The following is a 22,721-nucleotide window of genomic DNA, read 5'->3' on the forward strand; positions in this document are numbered from 1 at the left end:
AAACTAGAAGAGTATCAAGAAATATTAGAGGGGATAAACGACAGTAAATATTCATTATTAAAGAATCAAGAGGATTTAAATGAAAAGCAAAATATCAAGTTAATGGAAGTGAAAAAAGTGTGTCCCCCTCTTGCAGAAATGCATAAATTAAAAGAAAAATTCCGACAAATATTTAACAACCCAAAAACAAATTGGTTGAGGGGATTGTTGAGAATTGGGATCTGGCAGAAAAGAGCTAAACAATATTTTCCTGATAGTGTGAAGACTATTACCAATTGGATTGATGAGATAATTGCTTACTTTGATAATAGAACAACAAGTGGTATTGTTGAGGGTATTAACAACAAGCTTAAGTTAATAAAACGTTCGGCATATGGGTTTAGGAATTTTGACAACTACAAAAATAGATGTTTGCTTACGCAAGCATTTAATTGTTAGTTTAGCATACCAACTAATGAAGAACCCAATAATTTAAGAACAACAATTGAGTCATCTTAAACCTACATAAAAAATGGAAAAAGTTTTTGTACATCCTGAATGTCCTTTTTCAGAAAACACATTTAACTTATTGGCACAATTTTATACTACAGCAGATGAAAGCTCAGATTTTTACCTGGCACACAAAAAAGATTTCTTAAAATATGTAGAAGAACCATTAAAGTCTGTTTCAATTCAGGTGGAACAGATGTTACCAGATTTTATCAAAAAACATATAAATATCAAGTGGGAAAGACTGGGCTCTATCATTACAACAGACTTTTGCCAATCAATAGCTTACAGTGTAGCTTTTGGGTTTGAAGATATCAATTCTCTAGATGATGCTCAGTTAATGCTAAGATTTGACAGCGAAAAGTTAACTTTTGGTTTTTATGCAAAAAGTGAGTATGTTGATTGCATAATAGATAATTATCAATGTAATTATCAAGATAAACCAGGTGTAATCGAAATGCTTAAACGTTACGAGCTTCCCAATCAACATCATTGCTATTTAACTCAGCAAATAATTCGTGTTAATTCCATTTGGCCGGAATCGCGTAGCATAATCATGAAACGTCAAAAATGTATTTATGAATTATTGGAAAGTATTATTTCTTTAGCCGAACAACCACCGGAAGTTAAAACACATAAAATTACTAATATTCAGATCGCTATATCACTTGAATCTGAACAAGTATTAGGATATTCTGCTAAACAGTTAATTCAAATAATAGCGCAAACTTTTAAAAAAATATTTCCCTTGTTTTTATGTTGCAATCTGTATGATAATGAGTTACCTCTGCTTATCAGTCAATATTTTTCAGTATATACAAAAGAATTTAATCGATTCTATCATAGCCTCGAAGAAATTTCTTACTTTACTGGTTTTCAAACATCTGAACTAAACCGCTGGATACGCACCATTAACCGCAAGCAACAAGCCATCATCCAAGGCCCGCCCGGAACCGGAAAAACCTTCCTCGCTCAAAAACTCGCCCAATACTTAATCGGTGGCGGTGACGGCTTTTCAGACATTATCCAATTTCATCCAGCTTATACTTATGAAGACTTTATTCAAGGCATCCGTCCGCAAAGTCAAGATGGGGAATTAACTTATCCCATAGTTCCCGGCAGATTCCTAGAATTTTGCACAAAAGCTGAGTCTTGTCAAGACATTTGCGTTCTGATTATTGATGAAATTAACCGGGCAAATTTATCTCAAGTATTTGGAGAATTAATGTATCTCCTAGATGACCGACAGGACACAAAACGCTTTATTACACTAGCCAGCGGTCAAAAGTTTAGAATCCCTACAAATGTCCGCATTATCGGCACCATGAACACAGCAGACCGTTCTATTGCCTTAGTCGATAACGCACTCCGCCGCCGCTTCGCATTCATTCCCGTCTCTCCAAACTATGAAGTCCTGCGACAGTATCACCAGAGAGAGGAAACAGGTTTTCCAGTTGATAAATTAACTAGCATTCTAGAAGATGTCAATCGCGCAATTAACAATAAACACTATGAACTAGGCATCTCCTTCTTTTTGACAAAAACCTTAGCTGAAGATATCCGAGATATTTGGCAAATGGAAATTGAGCCATACCTCGAAGAATACTTCTTTGATAACCTGGAAAAAATGGATGAGTTTCTCTGGGAGAATATCAAGAATAAATTGGGCTATTGACAATCTAACGCCGTCATTAACGCCGATACGGTGGCGTTACCGCATCCACCACAATTATGAAACCAGAATCCCGCCGAATTATCGAACTTACAGAATATCAATTAGCAACTTTTGACCAAGACTCAATCCCCGAATCAGTAGGACAGAAAATATACCATAATTATGCCAAGGAAATAGAGATAGAATTTCCCAACCCTAAAACAAAATATCAATGGCACTTAAAATCTAAAGGCAGAGTGGGCAACATTCCAATCACTCCAGAATTTCACATCGCCATCCGCCCCAAGGTTCCCATAAACAACCTCTTCGGAATGCTTGACTATGCCTACAACCTTAAGATAAAATTTCCCCAAGGAGCGATTCAGTGCCAATCTTTAGAACAAAGTTACGAGAGATTAGCTAACATTCTTGCCCAAAAAATTCTAGAACGCTGTCGCAAAGGATTATATCGCGATTACTTATCCAAAACTGAAAAACTCGCCTACATTCGCGGCCGCGTCGATTTGCGGTCAGCCCTGCAAAAACCTTGGGATGTTAAACTAAAATGCCACTACAACGAACAAACAGGCGATATCGAAGACAATCAAATTCTGGCTTGGACACTATTCATCATTGGCCGCAGCGGTTTGTGCCGTGAATCTGTTTCATCCACAGTGCGAAAAGCCTTTCACGCACTCCAAGGATTTGTTACATTAAAACCTTTTAAATCAGAAGCTTGTATTGATAGAAATTATCACCGTTTGAATGAAGATTATCAACTTTTACACGCCTTATGTCGATTCTTTTTAGATAACACAGGGCCCAGTCACGAAACAGGCGATCGCGAAATGCTCCCTTTTCTCATAGACATGGCTAATTTATATGAACAATTTGTCGCTGAATGGCTCAAAGCAAATACACCAAAAGGCTTTGAGGTCGAACCACAACACCGAGTTGAACATGACACAAATTATTTCGATAAGATTGACTTAATTATACGCGATAGTGAAACAAAAAAAGTCCAATACGTCCTCGATACAAAATACAAAGCTCCCGATAAAGTAGCCAATAATGACATTCATCAAATAGTTGCTTACGCAAATGCGTTAAAGTGCCAAAATGCAATTCTCGTCTACCCGCAAAACCTCCAACAGCCACTAGACATAAAAAATGACGATATTCGAGTTCGCAGTCTAACTTTTTCCCTAGATAGCGACCTCCATGAAGCCGGAAAAACCTTCTTATACTCTCTACTTCCAAACACCCTCCCCTAACTCTTCTCTGCGCCCTCTGCGCCCTCTGCGGTTCATTTCTCCACAAAAAAAGAGGCGCGATCGCGCCTCTCAAATCTTTCATGTCAGGGTTCTAAACACTAACAGCCACTTTCGCTTCTTTTGCAGTCAACTTCTCGTAAGTCGCCCGCATCTTCAATCCCACCAACACTTGGAACAAACCAGTTCCGTTGTTGGAACCGGGATATTCGCGGTGCTGGAGCAACAGGTGAGTTAACTCCCCTTCATACTTCGCAGAAATCTTGCTCAAATGGCTTTCGATGTAAATCACTTCTTCGAGATTTTCAAACTGACCGTCTACTTCCAAAATTGAGACTTCGTGTCCGTAGAAAGCATCGGGCCCGTAGTACATCTTAATTCCGGGATAAGAACAAGTCAGCTTGCGGCCGCAAGGAACCCAGTTAATTGTTGAACCTTCGTCAAACAAATACGCAGGCTCAAAATTGGCGATGCCTTCGCGCTGGATCATCTGCACGCGCAGAACCTTCCGCTCCTTGTCATCTTTGATCAAGTTGGTCGGCAACACTTGAATTACCACATCAGCATATTGCTTTTGCGGGTCGATGTAGGCTGTAAAATCAGGTTTGCGAGCATTGATCGCAAACAGCACGTCTTCGTACCGGTGGCCCCGTTCCGCCATGTCGCGCTGGATTTTCCAAGCAATTTTTACTTCGTCGCTGATGTCGAGGTAGACGCTGAAGTCGAGGAGCGATCGAACTCGCTCGTCGTAAAGGGGATGCAGCCCCTCAATCACAATCACGTGATTCGGCTCTACCCGCTCAGGAGGATCGAGCAGACCGGTTTCGTGGTTGTAAATCGGCTTGTCGATCGCGTGACCTTCTTTGAGCGCCTTCATTTGCTCGGCCATCAGGTCAAAATTGTTCGCTCTGGGGTCAAGGGCTGTAATCCCTGTTTCCTTGCGCTGCTTGCGATCGAGACAATGATAGTCGTCGAGGCAGATTACAGTCACGAAATCTTCCCCGAACAAATCTGTCAATCGGCGTAAAAAAGTAGATTTTCCGCATCCGGAATCTCCGGCAACGCCAATTAAAACCACGCGATCCGGCTTACTGGTCATAGTTTCCCTCTAACAAAATCACTGTTTACTAACTAACTCAAGTCTAGATTCCACAAAATTTCAGCCCGCAGGTATCGACAAGCAGGCTTTATGCTGCTTTGCTACTCCGAGAGGATCGAGTTCTCACCAGCATACAGCAGTCAGTTGACTGCCTGCCCGGGAAGACCCAAGCAATCTTCAACGCAAGTAATTAATACTAAGTTTAGTGGTTAATCTTACCAGAATGCGTTCGCCCCCTACAAGCTCAGCCTCATTAAACTGCTCGAATCATCCTTTCTCTGGTGGGGCGCTCCCAAATCAGAAGGACTTATCGGGGCAGATCCCCCGATCGGGTAAAATATTGGCAGTACGCAGACAACAATAGCTATAGGTCAACACCTGAACGCAGCCGGACTCGGCAAGCGTGATGTTCGGCTAATTGGAAATTCCAGACGCGAGCGATCGCAACTTGACACTCCCGCCGGCGTGGGGAGGCCCAAAGATTGGCGCGGCCAATTAGTCTAGATGGCCTTAAAAAAAAAGTAAATTGAGTCTAACGTCACATTCTCTCTCTTTATAACTCTGTATCGTGAAGGACAAGCAACAAATGTACAGCCCGAGCATCTCTGGTGTAGCGGCCAACTCAGAATCAGGCAGCCGCATCTTTGTTTACGAAGTGGAGGGTATGCGTCAGAGCAAAACTGACCAAACAAGTAGCCCGATTCGCCGTAGCGGCAGCGTATTTATCTCCGTGCCCTACGATCGCATGAATCAGGAAATGCGCCGAATTGCTCGCATGGGTGGCAAAATCATCAGCATCCGCCCCTTAAACGGCGCTCCCGAAACTAATAATGGCAAAGTCGCACCAGAAGCAGGGCTACAGAGTCAGAAATCTGGAGAAAAAACTAAGCCCATGACTCAAGCCAAGGAAAAAGTTCAGGTTCCTGTTAACCTCTACAAGCCGGCCAATCCCTATATTGGTAAGTGCATTTCTACAGAAGAAATGGTCAGAGAAGGCGGCGAGGGTACAGTCCGTCACGTCAAATTTGACATTTCTGGAGGCAAGTTACACTATCTCGAAGGTCAAAGTATCGGGATTATTCCCGATGGGACCGATAAAAACGGCAAACCTCACAAAATTCGGCTTTATTCGATCGCCTCCACCCGTCACGGAGACGATGTAGACGACAAAACAGTCTCTCTGTGCGTCCGCCGCCTAGAGTACAAAAGCCCAGAAACCGGTGAAAAAGTCTTTGGTGTTTGTTCGACTTTTCTCACCGCTTTGCAACCTGGAGATGATGTCAAAATCACCGGCCCCGTAGGCAAGGAAATGCTGTTGCCCGACGACGAAGAAGCCACGGTGATTATGATGGCTACCGGTACGGGTATTGCTCCTTTCCGGGCTTATTTGTGGCGGATGTTCAAGGAAAACAATCCAGATTACAAGTTCAAAGGTTTAGCTTGGCTGTTCTTTGGAGTTGCTTACACTCCCAACATTCTGTATAAGGAAGAGTTGGAGCAATTGCAACAAGAATTCCCCGATAATTTCCGCTTGACTTATGCCATCAGCCGCGAACAAAAAAATGTTGACGGCGGCAAGATGTACATTCAAAACCGGATTCAAGAGAACGCAGACCAATTGTGGGAATTGGTTCAAAAGCCGAATACTCACACTTATATCTGTGGTTTGAAGGGTATGGAAGGCGGAATTGATGAGGGAATGTCGGCCGCATCTAGCAAGTACGGTGTTGACTGGGCTGGCTATCAGAAACAGTTGAAGAAAGAGCACCGTTGGCACGTTGAAACTTATTAATGTGTTACCTGATTTAATCTGATTTGTAGGGTGGGCTTGGCTCGCCCTACAATTGTTTGTAGGGCAATTGTATCCGACTTGTAATATCATTTCCGGTTACACCGGAATGATGTTGACTGTTGACGGTTGACAGTGAACAGTGAACAGTGAACAGTGAACAGTCAACAGTCAACAGTGAACTCGAATTTACTATTCCGATGCTAACGGATTTGATATAAGGTAGGGAATGCGTACCCTACAATACTATTTTGATTGCTCCGGTACGCTAATAGCCTACAATGGTTGTGGCTTAATTGAGTTTCTACGGGTCAAAGTTGTGGCTTTCAAAATTGGTTTGCTAGGTTTAGGTACAGTTGGCGCGGGAACAGCAGAGATTTTGCTCTCCCCAGACGGTCGCCATCCGCTGTTGCAGGAATTGGAAATTTATCGGGTGGGAGTGCGCGATATTTCTCGAACTCGGTCTTTACAATTGCCAGAAAATGTGCTGACAACTGACCTAGAAGCGATCGCAACTGACCCGAAAATTGATATTGTAGTAGAATTGATTGGCGGATTGGAACCGGCGCGATCGCTCATTCTGCAAGCTATTGCCAGCGGCAAGCACGTCGTCACTGCCAACAAAGCAGTTATCGCCCGCTACGGTAATGAAATCTTCGAGGCCGCCAACAAAAAAGGCGTTTACGTAATGCTAGAAGCTGCTGTCGGCGGCGGCATTCCGGTCATTCAAACCCTCAAACAATCCTTAGTTGCAAACCGCATTAAAAGTGTCACCGGCATCGTCAACGGTACAACTAATTACATCCTGACGCGGATGCAAACAGAAGGCGCAGACTTTGCCGAAGTCCTCGCTGACGCCCAGCAATTAGGTTATGCTGAAGCTGACCCCACAGCAGATGTAGACGGATTAGATGCGGCCGATAAAATTGCTATTTTAGCCTCGCTAGCTTTTGGCGGACGCATCAAATTAGCCGATGTTCACTGCGAAGGTATTAGACAAGTTAGTGCTGCCGATATTGACTACGCGGACAAGCTGGGATTTGCGATCAAATTGTTGGCTATTGCTCGAGAAACCTCCCGCTGCAATGGCGAACAAGCGCAGGGAGAAAGCGAACTGCTGTCAATTCGAGTGCATCCTACTTTTGTGCCAAAAACTCATCCGCTAGCCAATGTCAACGGGGTTTACAATGCAATTTTAGTCGAAGGAGAGCCGATCGGGCAATTGATGCTGTACGGGCGCGGCGCCGGTGCGGGCCCCACAGCTAGCGCCGTAGTATCCGACATCATGAATGTGGCGGCCATCCTGAAAACCGAAACTGTTCCGATTCCCCATCCTTTGCTGAGTTGCAGTCACCAACACTACTGCAAAATTGCTCCGATGCAGGAACTTGTTACTCGCTTTTACGCCCGTTTTCTGACGCGCGATACTCCGGGGGTAATTGGCCAACTCGGCACTTGTTTCGGCAACCACAAAGTTAGTTTGGAATCAATTGTGCAGACGGGGATTCACGACGATTTAGCAGAAATTGTCGTCGTGACTCACGATGTTAGGGAAGGTAATTTTCAACAAGCACTCGATGAAATTCGCGCGATGGAAGCAGTCCATAGTATTGCTAGCACGTTGCGAGTTTTGTAAAAGTGATTTGGTAGGGCGGGTTTTACAAACAATTTTTCCCAATAATTGATAATCTATAAAACCCGCCCCAACCCAAGCATAAATCAGAATATGCCGGGTGCTTGTAGGGGCGGGTTCACAAACAATAATTGCCTGAAACAAACAATCTCGAAAACCCGCCCGAACCGAACCATAAATCATCACGTACATTTTCCGATGCGATGCAAATTTTGGGTTGACGTAGGTTATCGGTGATGGGGGGCGGGTTTATCTAGATTGTCGGTAATCGTTAGATATGGTTGGTGAACCCGCCCCTACCAACTCTGGGTAAAGGTATTTTGTAAAAATACCGGGTTTTCCCCCCACAAGCAGTTAAAAATGAGATTTGGGATGAAAATAACAAAATCAGATTTTGTCGATCGCCAAACGGGAAGGCACTTGCTAGATTCCCTATACGAAAAATTTGCAAAACCCCAACTGCACGATACTTTTAAACCCAATAACCCGTCTATTTACATTCGGCACGAGGAAGGGCAAGTTATTGATGGAAATTATATCATAAAAAAAGTGTTTGAAGACTCTCGCACAGGTTTTTATGCTGAAAGTCGCCTTCCCATTTCTGGCAATAATCCGCCTGTTCTCGTGATTCGCGGATACGGTTCGTGGTATCCTTTCGAGCGCGTTTTAGAAGATACGCCAGATGTATTTATGGCAAAACTAGAACGCCAGTTAAAATCGGCGGAAACTGCCGGTGCTATTGATTGGATCGAGCAGCAATTTCACAGCGGGAATCCGGCTGATGTCATCGGAGAAAGTTTGGGCGGCAAAGTTGCTCAGCAAATAGCCGCAAAATACCCGGATTATATTCGATCGACTGTAATTTTTAATTCTTTGGGCGTTTCGGAAAAGTTAGCTCAAAGTTCCACCGCTAACAATGTTTTTCACTACTTTACTTTAGGCGAAAGGTATGCTTTCTGGGCAAATGAAGGCGATTACATACCGGGAACGATTTTTGTGATCTCCCAGAAAGGCAACAACAGTTGTTATAACATCGAAGAGGCGATCGTCCGAATGGCGCGTTTTGAAGGCAATTTTCAGAAAAGACGAGCCCTGGTGGTAGTATTGGCTCAGTTGCTGTTGGTAAACAGACACAATGCGATCGTCCTGAACAAGCGGCGGCCGGTAGTCGTTCAGATCGATCGCACTCAATTGCAAGTTTTCCGAAAAAACCGCTTTGTGTAAACTCAGACAGAATTGCTTCAGGCCGCAGATGGCTGATTTTCCCGCGCTGCGACTGCGAGAACCAGACAAAGTGCCGCTACCGCCTTTTCCCATTCTTGCTTTACAGCGGTGGGTTGAACCTCATCAAAGGCGCTAACTAAACGAGGGATCGATCGCTCTAATGCTTCTCTGGGAATTGATTTGTGCAGATCGACTAAACGAGTTAAACTTTCTTGATTCTTCAAAAAACCGACTACCCATTTCGTAGCATGATCGGGACTGTCAGGGACTTTTTTAATTCCTAGTTCTGTTTGCAACCAATCGTAAAAAAGCGGGAGCTTTTGAGCTAAAACAGTGCCAGCCGTTGGCAAAGTTTCTTTGAGCAAACCACTATCCAGACTTCCCAAAAGTTGAGCGAGTTCCGGTGAATCGAGCAAGCTGGTTATTGGGAGTGAAAGCAGGACTTCTGAAGCGTCTGGGGATAAATTTAAAGTCCGCGAAAATGTTTGCAGCATTAAGTAGTATCTGGTGTAGTTAACACTTTAACTATAACAATAACGCGCATTAATAAATGTGAGCTAGCTCATATTAGCAATTTTTATTTTCCTGCTGAGTCAGGAGGAACTCTAAAAAGTGATTTTTAGAATCCCATGTTTTTAGACATGGGGAGGGGTGCATCTGAGTTTGGCAAATACATCAAGCGGAAAGTTGACCGTTGAGATCAGCACAGCTAAAACCCTTATTCCAAGTCCAGAATGCCCTATTCACTTGCACAAAATACTACACCTTGACAGGGCTGGGGCGATCGCACTGACAAAATCCAAATATATTATTCCGATGCAACCGGAAACAATATGACATAGGCTTGGCAAAGCATTGCAACAGCTATAACTTGAAGTGATTGATTTCATAAAATTAAACATTTGCTCTTATGGGTGGAGCTGGACTAAAGTAAAGTCATCAAAGAAAAACGCAAGCGAACATTAACCAGTTAGCTTTAACGAGACATTCATCCGTGAGGTTTGCCATGAAATCCACTCAATCCAACAGTGTTAACGCAGATGTGAAAACCGCAAGTCATCAAATACCGTTACAGCTTACGCCTCAAAAACCAGAGGAAAAAGCCTTAACTCGCGGGCAACATTTAGCAGATACCCTAGCAGCAAAAGTGGGTTCGTGGCCTTTCTCGATCGGACAGAAAGTAATCCTTGCCGGGTGGGTGGGCGCGAACCTGACACCGGGCATTCCTCACTGGGCTCAGCAGCCCTTCATCCTACTCAACTTCCCCAAGTATCTAAATCAAATTTTGACTCATCAAAATATGCAGAATTGATGCCGGGTTTACTTCAAACTCCAAAGCCATCAACACATTCAGTATCCGGGTCAACCTATTTCAAACTGTGATAACCCACGTTACTAATACTAATTCTCAAAACTCATGCAACAGTATCTGTATGGTGCGTCGCCACCCGTAAATCTTAAAGAATATCCACAATCTTTGAGCGACGCACCCGGAGTTCAGGTGAGCGTAAACAAACCCACACTCATCATTGTTGCAAAATGTTAGAGAATTGGTATAATCAGTGAATTATAGCGTCTTTATAGCAAGCAGTTTAGTAACATTATTCGACCAACGAAACACCTCAACATCAATTAATCTCCGGCACGGCTCCAGCCATCCTACCATCACAATCGAGGCAGTTAGATATGAACCACTTCATTACCGCTATTTCCACAGGTATTACAGCTTTCACCGCCACAAATTTAGATGATATTGTCATCTTGCTGCTGTTTTTCTCTCAAGTCAATGCTGCCTTCCGACGGCAACACATTGTTACAGGGCAATACCTTGGGTTCGCAGCACTGGTGATGCTTAGTGTTCCTAGCTTCTTTGGCTGTATGATGGTGCCGCGCCCTTGGGTGGGGATGTTGGGGCTAGTACCAATTGCCATTGGAGTCAGCCGCCTGCTAAATCGAGATACAGAGGCAGATGATGAAAATACAGCTACAGATTCGCCTCAATCCACTCTCTTTTCTAGTATTTTATCGCCACAAACTTATAGCGTAGCTGCGGTGACATTTGCCAATGGAGGTGATAATGTGGGGATTTATGTCCCATTGTTTGCCAACTGCACTTGGGAGAGCCTGCTAGTGATTCTGAGCGTCTTTTTCTTGCTAGTGGGTGTTTGGTGCTATATTGCCTATCAACTAACTCGCATGAGCGCGATCGCGACCCTAATTGTCCGCTACGGTAATTCCCTTGTTCCCTTCGTTCTAATGGGTCTGGGTACGCTGATCCTGCTCGATAGCCATACTCTAGAGAATAGCAGTTTAACTGTACTTACTTTAGCTATCAGTTGCTTGTGGCTGCTGATATTGCTTAAAGACAGTTATCCATCGTTACAGACTGCACCTAAAGTGGAAAATCTTTAGGCAAGCTAGGGTTCAAGTTTCCTCCAGTTTGCTAAAGTTGGAAAATAATTTTCCACTCAAACTGGAGGGTTTTTCTAGGAACAAACTCTGATTATTTACACAAAGGAGAACGAAAATGATGAAGTTTTTCAAGGTAGTTCTGGTGGTTTTAGTGCTGTTAGTAAACTTAGCTGTAGCTCAGCCTTCTTGGGCCGCCAAGGATTTCACAAAGGGGACTGACTATGCGGAAGTAACACAGGCATTGACTGAACTTTTGTCAGCTCAGAGCGATCCCTCCGTTGCGGGTTATACGCCTGAACAGTACCAACAGCGGTTGGCAGAATTGCAACAGCAGAAGTACGTAATCGAAACTGCTACAAAGCGGGCTCAGTGCCGTAATGAAACCGGGCAAACGCTGGCAGTTTATGCTAATAAGCCGAAAAAATCGCCCACGCAACTTTATTTCCTAGGAGCTGGTGAGATTACAGATGATGATTGGGACTGCGATGGTATTTATTTACCAGCAGGGACTCAAGCTACTTTAGGCCCGGCGGCTGAGGCGCTTTCTTTGACTGAACCTGTTGCTATTAAGGTTGTAGATGGTACGCAGCTAATTGCTAGAACGACTGCCGCAACGGGTGGAATTCAATTGAACGTTGCTCCTGCTAAAGTTTTTAAAGCGGGTGAGACAACTTGGGCGCTGCCCTCGTATACTCAGGCGGAGATTAACGGACAAGTTCCTACGCCGCAACTGATTGATTAATGTTTATTTAGGAACGGTTAATAGTTAATTGTTAACCGTTCCTATTTATAGCCTTTCTCAAAAAGATGAGGTATGACTGACAGCTTACATAACCACCCAGACGCTTGAGGGCCGGGGCCCAACTACGTCCGCGAATCTTTCTGAGAACCGCTATATCTCGTAATTTGATAGTTTTATCGTCGCTAAGTAGCTCAACTAAGTAGCAGATTTTTAGGAAAATGGTATTAAATGCACAACAGCTTATCTGCGTGCATCTGCGGTTAATAATTTCCCCTTAAATATTCTACACAAATTCTCCCTTAGCAACCATCACCACCTTACCACCAACCAAAACTGCTATTTCCCCTTCATTTTGGGCTGCTTGTAACAACAGCAAAGAAGGTCGATCGATTTCATAACCCTGCTCAACTCTGACATCAATCTTTGCTTCCCCATAATAAGCATATTCTACCAAATATCCGGCCAAACAGCCGTTAGCACTGCCAGTCGCCGGATCTTCAGGAATTCCTAATGAATGGGCAAAAACTCGCACGCTCAAATCATTAAGATCGCTGTAGGTTTCTGGGCAAAATATCAAAATTTCTTTCGCTTCCATTGTATCAACTAGCTCAAAATATTTATCTAAGTTGACTTGAGCTTTTTTGAGCGATGCGAGAGTTTTTAACGGGACAATTATAAAGGGGACTCCCGTAGAAACTTCTTGAATTGGGAAGTTGGCATCAATTTCATCGGGTGCTAAATTTAGGACATTTGCCAGAGTTTCCGCTGATAAAACTTGACCAAAACTAGGGGGGTTTTGTCGCATCCACAAAATATCTGCCGATTCATTGTGATAATTAAAAGTAACTGGAATTTGACCGACGGCTAGATTGAGAATTACTCGATCGACCTTTTCGCGAATAATCTCTTGCTGCAACACAAACGCAGTCCCCAAAGTCGGATGACCGGCAAAGGGCAATTCCTTCTTGGGCGTGAATATCCGCACGTCATAGCCGCCATCTCGCGGATCGGGCGATCGAATAAACGTAGTTTCTGAATAATTGATTTCCCTCGCTATCAGCAGCATTTGGGCCTCAGATAGTTCGGCAACTCCCGCACCGCAAAATACAGCTAGCTGGTTGCCAGCATACTTTGACTCGGCAAACACGTCAACTATATAAAAATTCATAATTATGCCTTTGGTAAAATGGTCAGCAAAGTCGGACACGGCAATGCCGTTTCCCTACTCCCAAATAATCTTGTAGGGACACGGCACTGCCGTCTCCTGATTTGTCGTTTTCTCGTTACCAGGCTCTGCCTAGTAACGCAGATCCAGAGGCTCCGCCTTGCCAATGCCCAATGCCCAATGCCCAATGCCCGAATTCCCTACTTCAAACAGCGAATTGCCTCCAACATTCCCCTCGCTTTATTGAGAGTTTCTTCGTACTCCAGATCGGGGTTAGAATCGGCCACCAAACCAGCACCGGCTTGCACAGAAACCGAATGTTTATCGCCTCCTTGAGATCGAACAACCATAGTCCGAATTGCGATCGCACTATTCAACTGCCCCTCAAAATCATAATACCCGTAAACCCCAGAATACGGCCCCCGGCGGCAACCTTCCAACTCGTGCACAATCTCCATCGCCCGAATCTTCGGAGCACCGCTAACCGTACCCGCAGGAAAACCAGCTTTCAGCAAATCCCAAGCAGTCTTATCCTCAGCCAATTCTCCCACCACATTGCTCACAATGTGCATGACGTGAGAATAACGCTCAATTCCCATTAATTCGTCAACTTTTACAGTACCGTTTCGGCACACTCTGCCTAAATCGTTCCTGCCCAAATCAACTAACATGACGTGTTCCGCAATTTCCTTCGGATCTTGCAGCAATTCAGCCGCCAAAGCATCATCTTCTTGAGGAGTTTTACCCCGGCGGCGAGTGCCGGCAATCGGCCGCAAAGTTGCAATCTTCTTGCCGTCAGCAGTATTTTCCGCCTTCACCATAATCTCTGGACTCGAACCGATAATCTGCCAATCTCTGAAATTAAAATAAGCCATGTACGGAGAAGGATTAATCAGACGCAAAGAACGGTAAAGTGCAAAAGGATCGCCGCTGTATTCAGATTCCAAACGCTGGGAAATAACTACTTGAAAAATATCTCCCGCTTTGATATAATCCTTAGCCTTTAAAACATTGGCACAATACTTTTCACGGGTAATATTGCTCGTGTAAGCCAATTCTGTATTTCCGGTTGTGGAACGGGCATCTTGCCCGTTATTGGGAGGTGTCCATTCTATGAGAGTAGATTGCTGGGAAAGTGGCGATTGCAGCTTCTGAACTAACTTACCAACCCGATCGCACGCTTGCTGATAAGCCTCCGCCAAATCAACGCCAACCTCGCGCAAATCCGCATAGGCGAGGGCCCAAATTTTTCGCTTCACCTGGTCGAAAATCAGCAAATTATCCACCTGCATCCACAACCCATCCGGCAAATCATTCTCGCTGGCTGGATGCACCGGAACTCGCGGTTCTATCCACTTAATTAACTCATAACCCCAAAAACCGAATAGCCCGCCAATTCCCGGCGGTAACTGCGGCAATTTCACGGGTTTGTAAGACTGCAAACATTCAGTTAAAGCCGCAAACGGATCGCCCGTAAATACTTTTTCGGAACCGTCGCGGTAAACTTGAGTTGTGCGATCGCCCTTAGCCTCCAAAATCCACAGCGGATCGCACCCTAAGAAACTGTAACGCCCGAGTTTTTCCCCACCTTCCACCGACTCCAGCAGAAAACTGTAAGGTTGACCCGCACAAACCCGATACCACGCAGACACCGGCGTATCCAAATCAGCAACCCATTCTTGATACACGGGTACAAAATTGCCTTGTTTCGCCAGTTCCGAAAATTGTGAGAAATCGGGGAATATCATATATATCAGAAGGAAGAGGGAAGAAGGAAGAAGGAAGAGGGAAGAAGGAAGAGGGAAGAAGGAAGAGGGAAGAAGGAAGAGGGAAGTAGGAAAATGCAATCCTGGCAATAATTTCAACGATTAAAAGCGTCCTAACCGTCTTGGGTTCAATAAACAAAAGACGGAAACCAACATCCCTCCGGGGGCCGATACTCGCCAACTGCCATCACAGCCATCGGCTTGATAGCGCGCAGCCCCTCTTGCAAGCACCAGCGAAACAAACTTGCGTACCTCAGCGGCAAGTGAAAAGAAACCAGTTCTTCGGAACTGTACGCAGCAGCCCCCAACAGCAAAGCTTGCATATCCGCCTCTGTTTGGGCGATGCTGTGGCCCAAAGCAGACACCGCACAAGTATAAGCCACAATCTGACCTTGTTTGCAAGCAACGAAGGGAGAAAAGTCATTCAGGGCGTGTTCAATCTCCGAAGTTCGATCGCACCCGCACAGTTTTTCGCACAAAGCCGCACATTCACCAACATCCTCCCTTGTCATCTGCCGCACCTCAAACCCATACTGCGGCTGGCTGCGAAACTTGCCCTGCATTAACACGAAAGGTTCCTTCACCTCAAAACCCAAAGAAGCGTACAGCGACAGCGACGCCATATTAAAAGATTCTTGAACCAAACGGATGCCCACAGCGTCCTGTCCCCGTTCCAGCAAAGCTTTCATGATTTCCCGCCCCGTGCCGCGGCCTTGAAAAGTTCGATCGACACCGACGGGCCCGATACCGCGAACCGGGTTGCGTTCGTCCATAAACCCGCAGCCGACAACGGCACCGGAACTCTCGGCTACTGTGTCAAAAAACAACGGACTTTCGATCAGAAAGTCTATAATTTCAGTTGAAAACTCCAGCGTCGGAAAATCTGTATTAGGGAATTGATGCCGATCGGAAATACCTTTAAAAGCTTCATAAGTAATGGCAGCGCAAACATCGATATCAGAAGGCTGCGCTCGCCTGATTACCAGATTCATGGTTAATTTAATTATTAATTTTTATTAATTATTTTTAATTGCATTTGAAGTTTGCAGTGGCGCTTGGGCGATACAGAACAAGCCTCTGCCGCCCAAGCGCTACTACAAACCAGAAAATGCAAGCTGAGCTTTTCAGGAAATACTACCCGATGAGAACTCAGCAATTCGCTCAAAACCTAAACTTCGTAGGTCTTTTTACCGGTGAACTTCACCTTAATCGGATTGGGATTGCTGCCAATATTGCGGTCAATCTTACCGACGAAAGGACGACCTTCGTTCACCTTCTCAGGGAACACGCCATCCTTGGGATGCAGGTACTCAGTAGAACCGTCGGGAAAGACGCGGTAAATTTTGTAATTCGAGATTTTGAATTTTGCCCGCAGTTGCTGGCCGCCCAAAGCGATGCACTGCTCCTTCCGGGGCAGATGCAGCAAGTTGTCGCCTTGACGCATAATCGCAGCGCCGCCACTCGGCATTTCAAACACCTGCTCCTTGGGGCTAGTCCAAGTGATAGCGTACTTCTCTTCAACTAGCGCCTTAGTCAGCAAGCCGCCGGTGCTGCCGCCGAAGATGGGGGGTTGTCCAGTGAGTTCTTCTGCCATAGATATATCCAAAGGATTTTTACGGCATCGTATCATCGAGACTGTGCACTGTTGTCGAAATTGTAAGGAAAATTAACAGTTATTTGGCGATCGATCTTTTCTGATAATTGATAATTAGTAATTAATAATGGATAATTGGTAATTTCTACCAAAGTTAGAAAACAGAATTATCAAGCACGAATCCCGAAAAAACCATAAAAAAAAACAGCAATTATTCCGGTGCTTGCGGCGCACCCGAATAATCGCACATTCCCCCAGTTTCCCCCCGCACACGATCGAATAATTTACCGCGTCAACCCTAAGTCAAGAACCAATTAGGGTCATAGCCGCGCGGAATTTGACTCAAAGCAGTCCAAGTTTCTCGATCGACAATCCCGTCGGCCTCAATCCCAAAGCTTTTTTGAAATGCGCGAACAGCTTTCTCCGTCAAAGTAGAAAAGTCTCCGTCAATTTCGCCACCATAGTGCTGGGAAATCTTGAGAACTTCCTGAACAGTAGCGACTGCTTGCCCAGAACTGCCGAATCTAACTACTGGCATATTAACTGGAGCTTCAGTATAAAGCGCCTGCCAAGTGAGCGGCCCGACAATGCCGTCCGGTGGCAAGAAAACCCGAAACTGAAACAGTTTCACAGAAAATTCAACTGCTTTGTTAAAAATTCCTTTAGCAGGCTGCCGGTAAACGCGCAACTTCGTTAGCAGTTGTTCGAGTTCCAATACAGTTTTACCTTGAGAACCTAATTGCAGTTGCGGCTTGTTGTCTATAGCTTGAGTAGATTTCATCTGGGTTGTAGGTGACATAATCGATTGTCCTAACCTCTAGGTTTGAGTCTTATTTTGGGAAAAAACTTTTTCCTGGCGAAACATTTGCCTCCTAAATTTTTGACGAATCAACACTGGCGCCGGCAGTGCCTCAACAGATTCGATCGACTGTTACCATCTCAGAAATTGTGCACAGGAGACTTATACCATTTTAGATTTGAGATTTGAGATTTTAGATTCGGCATGACTGATTACTATCGGGGTTTGCAGCTTACCTACAGTTGGATTCTTTTTTTAAACTGATATTAATTTTCGGCAGCCTCCCTAGGAATTCTGTCGCCAAACCGGGTTTAAGACGGCAAGCGCGTCTTGAATCTGCTTTGATACTTTCGATCCTAAAGCTGAACACCGCATGGCAACATCACCTTTAAGGCCGATATCACAGGGTGAGGGTTGAGGGTAAGAGGGGGTGTAGCAGCGGAGGCGGGTTCTGCTGTGAAGACTTTTCTGTGCTATTCTGTATCGGTCGATCGATTAACTCGATCGAGATTTGCGCGCTCAGACGCTCAGAAACCCTGTTTTTTAACTGGGTTCGAGGGCTTTAAGCAAGTATTTTCGTTACCTGACAAAACCGGAAATAATCCACACGATTTTGATTCGGATTGCTGACAGCGGACTGGAAATGCCGGAATCAGTCATTCGATTTTAGATTTTAGATTTTGGATTTTGGATTGACCCCACGGATAAATTCGGGGGCTTGAGGATTTTAGATTTTGGATTGATTCCACGGATAAATCACGTGGCGGGTACCATCAAAATATTTTTGTCATAACAAATTGTTTGCGGCATTTTTTACAACTAAAGCAGAAGGCAAAGGTACGGGATTGGGACTGTCTAAGTGATTAAGCTGTTACGCATTTAAACGACTAATGAACCGGGTAAGGTGCGTCAGAAGCGAACACTTACGCTTGATGCGGGAAACGCTTATGTACTGACGCACCCTACAATCGTCCTTTAAATGTCGAACAGCTTAGTCATTAGTGATTAGTCATTAGTTAACAGTTGTCAATTGATTCTCAACAGTGGGAATAGTAAAGTGAAATTCACTCCCTCTATCTTTTCCTGCGGAATCTACCCAAATTTTACCGCCCCAGCCGGCAACAATCTGCTTGCAAATTGCCAATCCCAAACCGGTACCGCCGGCGCTGCGCCGCAATGCTCCTTCTTCTTGATAAAATCGATCGAACACAACTTTTAAACTGTTCGCCTCTATTCCCCTCCCCGTATCGGCTACGATCACTTCCACCATCTGACAACCGTTGCATTTCGCTCGCACTGTCACGCTTCCTGGAGGTGCGGTGAATTTGCAAGCGTTGTCTAGCAGTTTCGAGAGCACCTCCACCAACCACTCTCCGTCAGCTTGCACTAAAGGCAATTCTGCGGACACTTCGGCGATAATTTCCGGCAACTGTCGATCCGCCGTGCGCGATCGCACGCTGCTGAGGGCCAAATCAACGCATTCTTGCAGCGTCAGCGATTCTACATTCCATTGAACTCGCCCGCTTTCTAAGTGAGAAAGAGTTAAGAAATCCTGCACGAGTTTCCGCATTCGATCGGCATCGCCGAGGGCAGTTTCTAACATAATTTGCCGTAATTCTGCGGGCATATCTGGTTCGGAACTCAAACTTTCCAGACACACTTGAATCGTAGAAAGTGGAGTGCGGAGTTCGTGTCCGGTGATGGCAATTAGATTGCTGCGAGTGCGGTCTAATGCTTCTAATTGTTGGTTGAGTTCTTCTAAATGAGCGTAGGTTTCGGCTTGAATTAAGGCTGCTCCGAGTTGGGTGGCGATCGCCTCTACTAAAGAAATTTCGTCTTCTTCCCAAGGCAAAGCCGATCGGCACTGGTGCATTTCCACCATCCCCAAAACCCGCCCCTGATAAAGCACCGGCACCATTAACCAAGAGACAATTTGCCAATTTTTTACAGTTTCCATCAGGAATTTTGTATTGACAATCAGCGGGTGTTGTGCTGTGTCTTGGATGTAAACTCGCTCTTGCCGCGCCACCGCGTCGCCCCATATTTGATTTTCCTGCAAAACCCAAGTCTGATTTAGTAGAGAACTAGCACCCGGACGCAAAAACTCGCGATCGATTTTGACCGCCACATCTGTAGCCTTGCACCGATAAATCAAACAGCGGCTTGCTGACAGGGCAGTTCCGAGTTCTTGCACTGCAACTTCGACGATTTCTTGCGGGTTGAGAGACTGCCGCATTGCCGTTGTAATTAAGTTTACGAGGCGTTCTTTGCGTTCCTGCGCGGCAATGGCGGCGTATGCTTTGAGCAGTTTGTGCTGGCCTGCTTGCAAGTAGGTTACTAAGCGTTCGGTAAAAGCGTCGCTCAATTTTGGATTGGGAATATTTGAGTTTTTTGGCGCACTTGTGTCGGGTTTTGCGGCTTTGGAGGCGGCGGATTTCCTCGTTCTTTTCGGTGTTTTGACTAGCTTGTAAGTAGTTCGCGCTCGATCGATCTTTTCGGCCAATTCCGGGCGATAATTGACAATTCTATCGAGCAACAATGCGGCAGCTTTGGAGCTTACCTCGCGGTCGAACGTCCAAATTCCTTCAAATCTGCGAGCTTGATCCATCAACAGCGGCCCGCGCTCGTCCTGATTTTCGATCGGCACAATTTTTTCTTGACAAATCAGGCAAGTTGAGTAGTGTTCCCCCAGTACCACTAAGTGCCACTCTTTACTTAATCCGTCATCCGGTGCAAACGCCACAGTTTCGTGACACTCCGAAGCATTTTTAAAGTCTGTTTCCGGTGCTGCCAGCACGTATACCTGAGATGAGCGTGAGGCAATTCGCCGGTAACGGTGAGCTTCCTGGCGGTAGAAGCGCTCTCGCTGAAAGCTTGCAATGACTAGCGGTTCGTCGGAACCCGCCAAAACCAAGTCTTCCATAGCGTGAGACAGGGCTGTCATGGAAGATTTGAAATAAATTTGTGCCCGCAGTTGGGGCAAAGCTTGCAGAAGTTCTGCCAGTAGCGAAATAGGGACGATCATCTAGCCTTAAACGTGCATTTTTGCCGATGACAAAACAGGATCGATAGGAGGTTTAGATCGATCCCTTTTCAGTATCTGATACATTTATGCGTCATAACACGACTGTTTAAGTCATATCATGCTAGCAATATCACTTAGACGAATCTAAGCAGAGGTATCCCTCCAAGACCTTGAGCTCGTCCCAAAGTCACCTGCTTTTACGTCTAGGTTTTGACGCTAACTCATCTATTCAGACTTGAATTCGGGCGTTAGCACTCTCACCATTCAGACTTGTTAGGCACCGCTTGCGGATCTCTTGCATTATACTATTCTTGAGCTATTTGATATCAGTGCGATCGGTATAGGTTTTTGGCGAGATCGCTACTTGGTAATTAAACTTTATAAAAGCACAAGTAATTGGCTATTAGTTAAAAACTAACGACCAATTATTTTGAGGACTTATCCCAACCAACCCGATTTTCACCAAAAATCTATGAAAAAACAGGGTTTCGGACAACTAGCTTGTAAGTCCTATATTTTTTTTGCGGCATCGCGCCTGAGTATAAATGCTGCGGATGTGGTTCTCTTAGGCTAGTTCGCTTCCTTCGTCGTTGCCGCCCGGAGATGATTTGTAGAGAGCATCTAATTGTTCGCGAGCGTCTTGGACAGTCAGCGAACGCATCACTAAAAGCGGCTCATTGACAATGTTTCCGTATTCATCTAACAGTTCTGGATGGGGTACCGGTTGAGAGCGAGGATAGGATGCGTAGCGATTGTTTGCCCTGAATTGTTGAGGGCGCTGGGACTCCATACCTACCGTGACTAGACTGCGAATTAAGTTACCGACGGCCAGAAAGGCAAGAACGGTAAAAGCTAAAATATAAAGCAGGTGCAACATTATTTTCTCCTCCGGGCTAAACAGCCACACAGCAATTGACAAATGTGTTTCAGCAAGTATTGACACTCCCGGGCGTAAACGCGGGGATTCTTGGTTCACTGACATACCTTTAAACTATTCATCCCTTCGGCAATATTTAAACCAAAAACCCGTCCAATTGAACGAAGCTTCGAGCCTAATTTGAATAGTCCCAGAGGGCTTGTCTCCCCAAGCGTTAAGGGATCGCTCCCTTTGTTCCCGTATGCCCTACGGTACATCTAACTACTAAGATTTTGAGTTTTCTGGTATGGGTGCGCGATGGCTACCCTAGCTATGTTTTTGTGGTTTTCGCCACCCACGAGACATTATTGTTTCCTAGCCAGTCATTTTGGGGTTGGTGATCCATTCGATGCTCGCGGTTATTCTACCTGTATCTATTTGTAGTATAGGGTACTATTTGGGAAACTTTTAGAACTTTTTGGAAATAAAGCCTTCCTAAAAGGACGGGGTTTTAAACCCAATTTTCTGATAACTTATTAACTGGAAATCTGTTTGAGGTTGTCAAGCCAGCCGCCACATTTCCACAGGTTTGGGATTTAACTGCAAGTTTAACTTGAACTCGCTTCTTTATTTTCCAGGGGGAGCCGACTGCAATGAGCGAAAGCGCGCCGATACTTGCCAGCATTCGGCGAGCAGTCTGTGCCACGGCATCAGTGCTGCGGTTTCAATTGCAACTTGACCTCCGGTTGCTTGAAATAGAGCTTTAGCCGCGCCTACTTCTTGCTGAGCCTGTTTGACTCGCGCCAGCAAGTCTGATTGATCTTCGTCGCTCAGAAACGGAATTTCATCAGTTTCTAAGAGGTTGGTCGATCGGTCAAACCAGTAATTTAAATCCTCTAACAGCGGTTCCAGTAACGTTTTGAGCAATTCTGATTCGGGCAAGTTGGAGTGAAGCATGGATTAAAATTGGGTTATTTATTTATTTTAATCTTAGACGCTCTTTACAAAATGTAACATAATTATAACAAAAATTCAATGATTTAACCACAATTAGCAAATGAGTTTGAACAAATTTAACCATGTCAGCAGCGATTTTTGATTTGCAATCCCAAAATTCTGCTAAATATCCGCTCAGACTCGCTAGCGACAGCTCATAGCAGAAGGAAGAAGGAAGAAGCAAGAAGCAAGAAGCAAGAAAAAAAC

At 45.0% G+C, this 22,721-nt stretch carries 20 protein-coding genes; 10 read left to right on the plus strand and 10 right to left on the minus strand.

Going from position 1 to position 22,721, the window contains the following annotated elements; all coding sequences use genetic code 11:
- From QUA56_RS01365 to QUA56_RS01375, 3 genes are all read left to right on the plus strand, one after another.
- Nucleotides 1-438 (plus strand): transposase (locus tag QUA56_RS01365; protein ID WP_333352178.1); only part of this gene is annotated, 438 nt, incomplete at its 5' end.
- Nucleotides 439-511: 73 nt separating this feature from the next.
- Entirely contained in the window at nt 512-2,164 is a 1,653-nt protein-coding gene (locus QUA56_RS01370) for an AAA family ATPase (protein WP_333352180.1), read from the plus strand.
- A 56-nt stretch (nt 2,165-2,220) separates the two neighbouring features.
- A complete protein-coding gene (locus QUA56_RS01375; protein ID WP_333352182.1) occupies nt 2,221-3,417 on the plus strand; it encodes a 5-methylcytosine restriction system specificity protein McrC in 1,197 nt (398 codons plus the stop codon).
- Nucleotides 3,418-3,508: 91 nt separating this feature from the next.
- Here QUA56_RS01375 and QUA56_RS01380 read toward each other — a convergent pair whose 3' ends face one another.
- A complete protein-coding gene (locus QUA56_RS01380) occupies nt 3,509-4,513 on the minus strand; it encodes a phosphoribulokinase (protein WP_333352183.1) in 1,005 nt (334 codons plus the stop codon).
- Nucleotides 4,514-5,099: 586 nt separating this feature from the next.
- Between QUA56_RS01380 and petH the strand changes: the two genes are divergently transcribed.
- From petH to QUA56_RS01395, 3 genes are all read left to right on the plus strand, one after another.
- Nucleotides 5,100-6,305 carry a ferredoxin--NADP reductase gene (petH, locus tag QUA56_RS01385; protein ID WP_333352655.1) on the plus strand — a complete coding sequence of 402 codons (1,206 nt, stop codon included), beginning with the start codon at nt 5,100-5,102 and terminating at the stop codon, nt 6,303-6,305.
- 316 nt (nt 6,306-6,621) lie between these two features.
- A complete protein-coding gene (locus QUA56_RS01390) occupies nt 6,622-7,938 on the plus strand; it encodes a homoserine dehydrogenase (RefSeq protein ID WP_333352658.1) in 1,317 nt (438 codons plus the stop codon).
- 369 nt (nt 7,939-8,307) lie between these two features.
- A complete protein-coding gene (locus tag QUA56_RS01395) occupies nt 8,308-9,159 on the plus strand; it encodes an alpha/beta hydrolase (RefSeq protein WP_333352185.1) in 852 nt (283 codons plus the stop codon).
- A 17-nt stretch (nt 9,160-9,176) separates the two neighbouring features.
- On the opposite strand, the gene QUA56_RS01400 is transcribed toward QUA56_RS01395, so the two are convergent.
- Nucleotides 9,177-9,653 carry a hypothetical protein gene (locus tag QUA56_RS01400; protein ID WP_333352187.1) on the minus strand — a complete coding sequence of 159 codons (477 nt, stop codon included), beginning with the start codon at nt 9,651-9,653 and terminating at the stop codon, nt 9,177-9,179.
- A gap of 512 nt (nt 9,654-10,165) precedes the next feature.
- Between QUA56_RS01400 and QUA56_RS01405 the strand changes: the two genes are divergently transcribed.
- The 4 genes from QUA56_RS01405 (at nt 10,166) to QUA56_RS01420 (ending at nt 12,313) form a co-directional block, all read left to right on the plus strand.
- Nucleotides 10,166-10,471 (plus strand): DUF1003 domain-containing protein, encoded by a 306-nt coding sequence (locus QUA56_RS01405; RefSeq protein ID WP_333352190.1) that lies wholly within the window; start codon nt 10,166-10,168, stop codon nt 10,469-10,471.
- 105 nt (nt 10,472-10,576) lie between these two features.
- Entirely contained in the window at nt 10,577-10,705 is a 129-nt protein-coding gene (locus tag QUA56_RS01410) for a hypothetical protein (RefSeq protein ID WP_333352192.1), read from the plus strand.
- 140 nt (nt 10,706-10,845) lie between these two features.
- Nucleotides 10,846-11,571: a cadmium resistance transporter gene (locus tag QUA56_RS01415; RefSeq protein WP_333352195.1), complete on the plus strand. Its 726-nt coding sequence runs from the start codon at nt 10,846-10,848 to the stop codon at nt 11,569-11,571.
- 115 nt (nt 11,572-11,686) lie between these two features.
- Nucleotides 11,687-12,313: a hypothetical protein gene (locus QUA56_RS01420; RefSeq protein WP_333352198.1), complete on the plus strand. Its 627-nt coding sequence runs from the start codon at nt 11,687-11,689 to the stop codon at nt 12,311-12,313.
- 283 nt (nt 12,314-12,596) lie between these two features.
- Here QUA56_RS01420 and QUA56_RS01425 read toward each other — a convergent pair whose 3' ends face one another.
- The 8 genes from QUA56_RS01425 to QUA56_RS01460 all read right to left on the minus strand — a co-directional run bounded on the left by QUA56_RS01425 (nt 12,597) and on the right by QUA56_RS01460 (nt 22,475).
- On the minus strand, nt 12,597-13,481 hold the full coding sequence (locus QUA56_RS01425) for a PhzF family phenazine biosynthesis protein (protein WP_333352201.1): 885 nt from the start codon (nt 13,479-13,481) through the stop codon (nt 12,597-12,599).
- Between the two features lie 197 nt (nt 13,482-13,678).
- Complete coding sequence (gene trpE, locus QUA56_RS01430; protein WP_333352203.1) at nt 13,679-15,226, minus strand: anthranilate synthase component I; 1,548 nt, start codon at nt 15,224-15,226, stop codon at nt 13,679-13,681.
- Between the two features lie 146 nt (nt 15,227-15,372).
- Nucleotides 15,373-16,236 carry a GNAT family N-acetyltransferase gene (locus QUA56_RS01435; RefSeq protein ID WP_333352206.1) on the minus strand — a complete coding sequence of 288 codons (864 nt, stop codon included), beginning with the start codon at nt 16,234-16,236 and terminating at the stop codon, nt 15,373-15,375.
- Nucleotides 16,237-16,412: 176 nt separating this feature from the next.
- Nucleotides 16,413-16,838, minus strand: a complete 426-nt coding sequence (locus QUA56_RS01440; protein ID WP_333352210.1) for a photosystem I reaction center subunit II PsaD — start codon at nt 16,836-16,838, stop codon at nt 16,413-16,415.
- A gap of 298 nt (nt 16,839-17,136) precedes the next feature.
- Nucleotides 17,137-17,637: a peptidoglycan-binding protein gene (locus tag QUA56_RS01445; protein ID WP_333352213.1), complete on the minus strand. Its 501-nt coding sequence runs from the start codon at nt 17,635-17,637 to the stop codon at nt 17,137-17,139.
- 1,012 nt (nt 17,638-18,649) lie between these two features.
- Nucleotides 18,650-20,662 (minus strand): DICT sensory domain-containing protein, encoded by a 2,013-nt coding sequence (locus QUA56_RS01450; protein ID WP_333352215.1) that lies wholly within the window; start codon nt 20,660-20,662, stop codon nt 18,650-18,652.
- A 565-nt stretch (nt 20,663-21,227) separates the two neighbouring features.
- Nucleotides 21,228-21,539 carry a DUF2973 domain-containing protein gene (locus tag QUA56_RS01455; RefSeq protein ID WP_333352660.1) on the minus strand — a complete coding sequence of 104 codons (312 nt, stop codon included), beginning with the start codon at nt 21,537-21,539 and terminating at the stop codon, nt 21,228-21,230.
- Between the two features lie 606 nt (nt 21,540-22,145).
- Nucleotides 22,146-22,475, minus strand: coding sequence for a DUF2605 domain-containing protein (locus QUA56_RS01460; protein WP_333352218.1), 330 nt, complete (start codon nt 22,473-22,475; stop codon nt 22,146-22,148).
- Between the last annotated feature and the right edge of the window lie 246 nt (nt 22,476-22,721).

Source organism: Microcoleus sp. N3A4 (genome assembly GCF_036701805.1).
GTDB lineage: Bacteria > Cyanobacteriota > Cyanobacteriia > Cyanobacteriales > Microcoleaceae > Microcoleus.

Bases quoted from the DNA above. Each gene is read 5' to 3' on its own strand.
- QUA56_RS01370 (WP_333352180.1), top strand. From the start codon at position 512: ATGGAAAAAGTTTTTGTACATCCTGAATGTCCTTTTTCAGAAAACACA.
- QUA56_RS01440 (WP_333352210.1), bottom strand. From the start codon at position 16,838: ATGGCAGAAGAACTCACTGGACAACCCCCCATCTTCGGCGGCAGCACC.
- QUA56_RS01405 (WP_333352190.1), top strand. From the start codon at position 10,166: ATGAAATCCACTCAATCCAACAGTGTTAACGCAGATGTGAAAACCGCA.
- QUA56_RS01375 (WP_333352182.1), top strand. From the start codon at position 2,221: ATGAAACCAGAATCCCGCCGAATTATCGAACTTACAGAATATCAATTA.
- petH (WP_333352655.1), top strand. From the start codon at position 5,100: ATGTACAGCCCGAGCATCTCTGGTGTAGCGGCCAACTCAGAATCAGGC.
- QUA56_RS01455 (WP_333352660.1), bottom strand. From the start codon at position 21,539: ATGTTGCACCTGCTTTATATTTTAGCTTTTACCGTTCTTGCCTTTCTG.
- QUA56_RS01400 (WP_333352187.1), bottom strand. From the start codon at position 9,653: ATGCTGCAAACATTTTCGCGGACTTTAAATTTATCCCCAGACGCTTCA.
- QUA56_RS01395 (WP_333352185.1), top strand. From the start codon at position 8,308: ATGAAAATAACAAAATCAGATTTTGTCGATCGCCAAACGGGAAGGCAC.
- QUA56_RS01410 (WP_333352192.1), top strand. From the start codon at position 10,577: ATGCAACAGTATCTGTATGGTGCGTCGCCACCCGTAAATCTTAAAGAA.
- QUA56_RS01415 (WP_333352195.1), top strand. From the start codon at position 10,846: ATGAACCACTTCATTACCGCTATTTCCACAGGTATTACAGCTTTCACC.
- QUA56_RS01435 (WP_333352206.1), bottom strand. From the start codon at position 16,236: ATGAATCTGGTAATCAGGCGAGCGCAGCCTTCTGATATCGATGTTTGC.
- QUA56_RS01425 (WP_333352201.1), bottom strand. From the start codon at position 13,481: ATGAATTTTTATATAGTTGACGTGTTTGCCGAGTCAAAGTATGCTGGC.
- QUA56_RS01450 (WP_333352215.1), bottom strand. From the start codon at position 20,662: ATGATCGTCCCTATTTCGCTACTGGCAGAACTTCTGCAAGCTTTGCCC.
- QUA56_RS01380 (WP_333352183.1), bottom strand. From the start codon at position 4,513: ATGACCAGTAAGCCGGATCGCGTGGTTTTAATTGGCGTTGCCGGAGAT.
- trpE (WP_333352203.1), bottom strand. From the start codon at position 15,226: ATGATATTCCCCGATTTCTCACAATTTTCGGAACTGGCGAAACAAGGC.
- QUA56_RS01460 (WP_333352218.1), bottom strand. From the start codon at position 22,475: ATGCTTCACTCCAACTTGCCCGAATCAGAATTGCTCAAAACGTTACTG.
- QUA56_RS01445 (WP_333352213.1), bottom strand. From the start codon at position 17,637: ATGTCACCTACAACCCAGATGAAATCTACTCAAGCTATAGACAACAAG.
- QUA56_RS01420 (WP_333352198.1), top strand. From the start codon at position 11,687: ATGATGAAGTTTTTCAAGGTAGTTCTGGTGGTTTTAGTGCTGTTAGTA.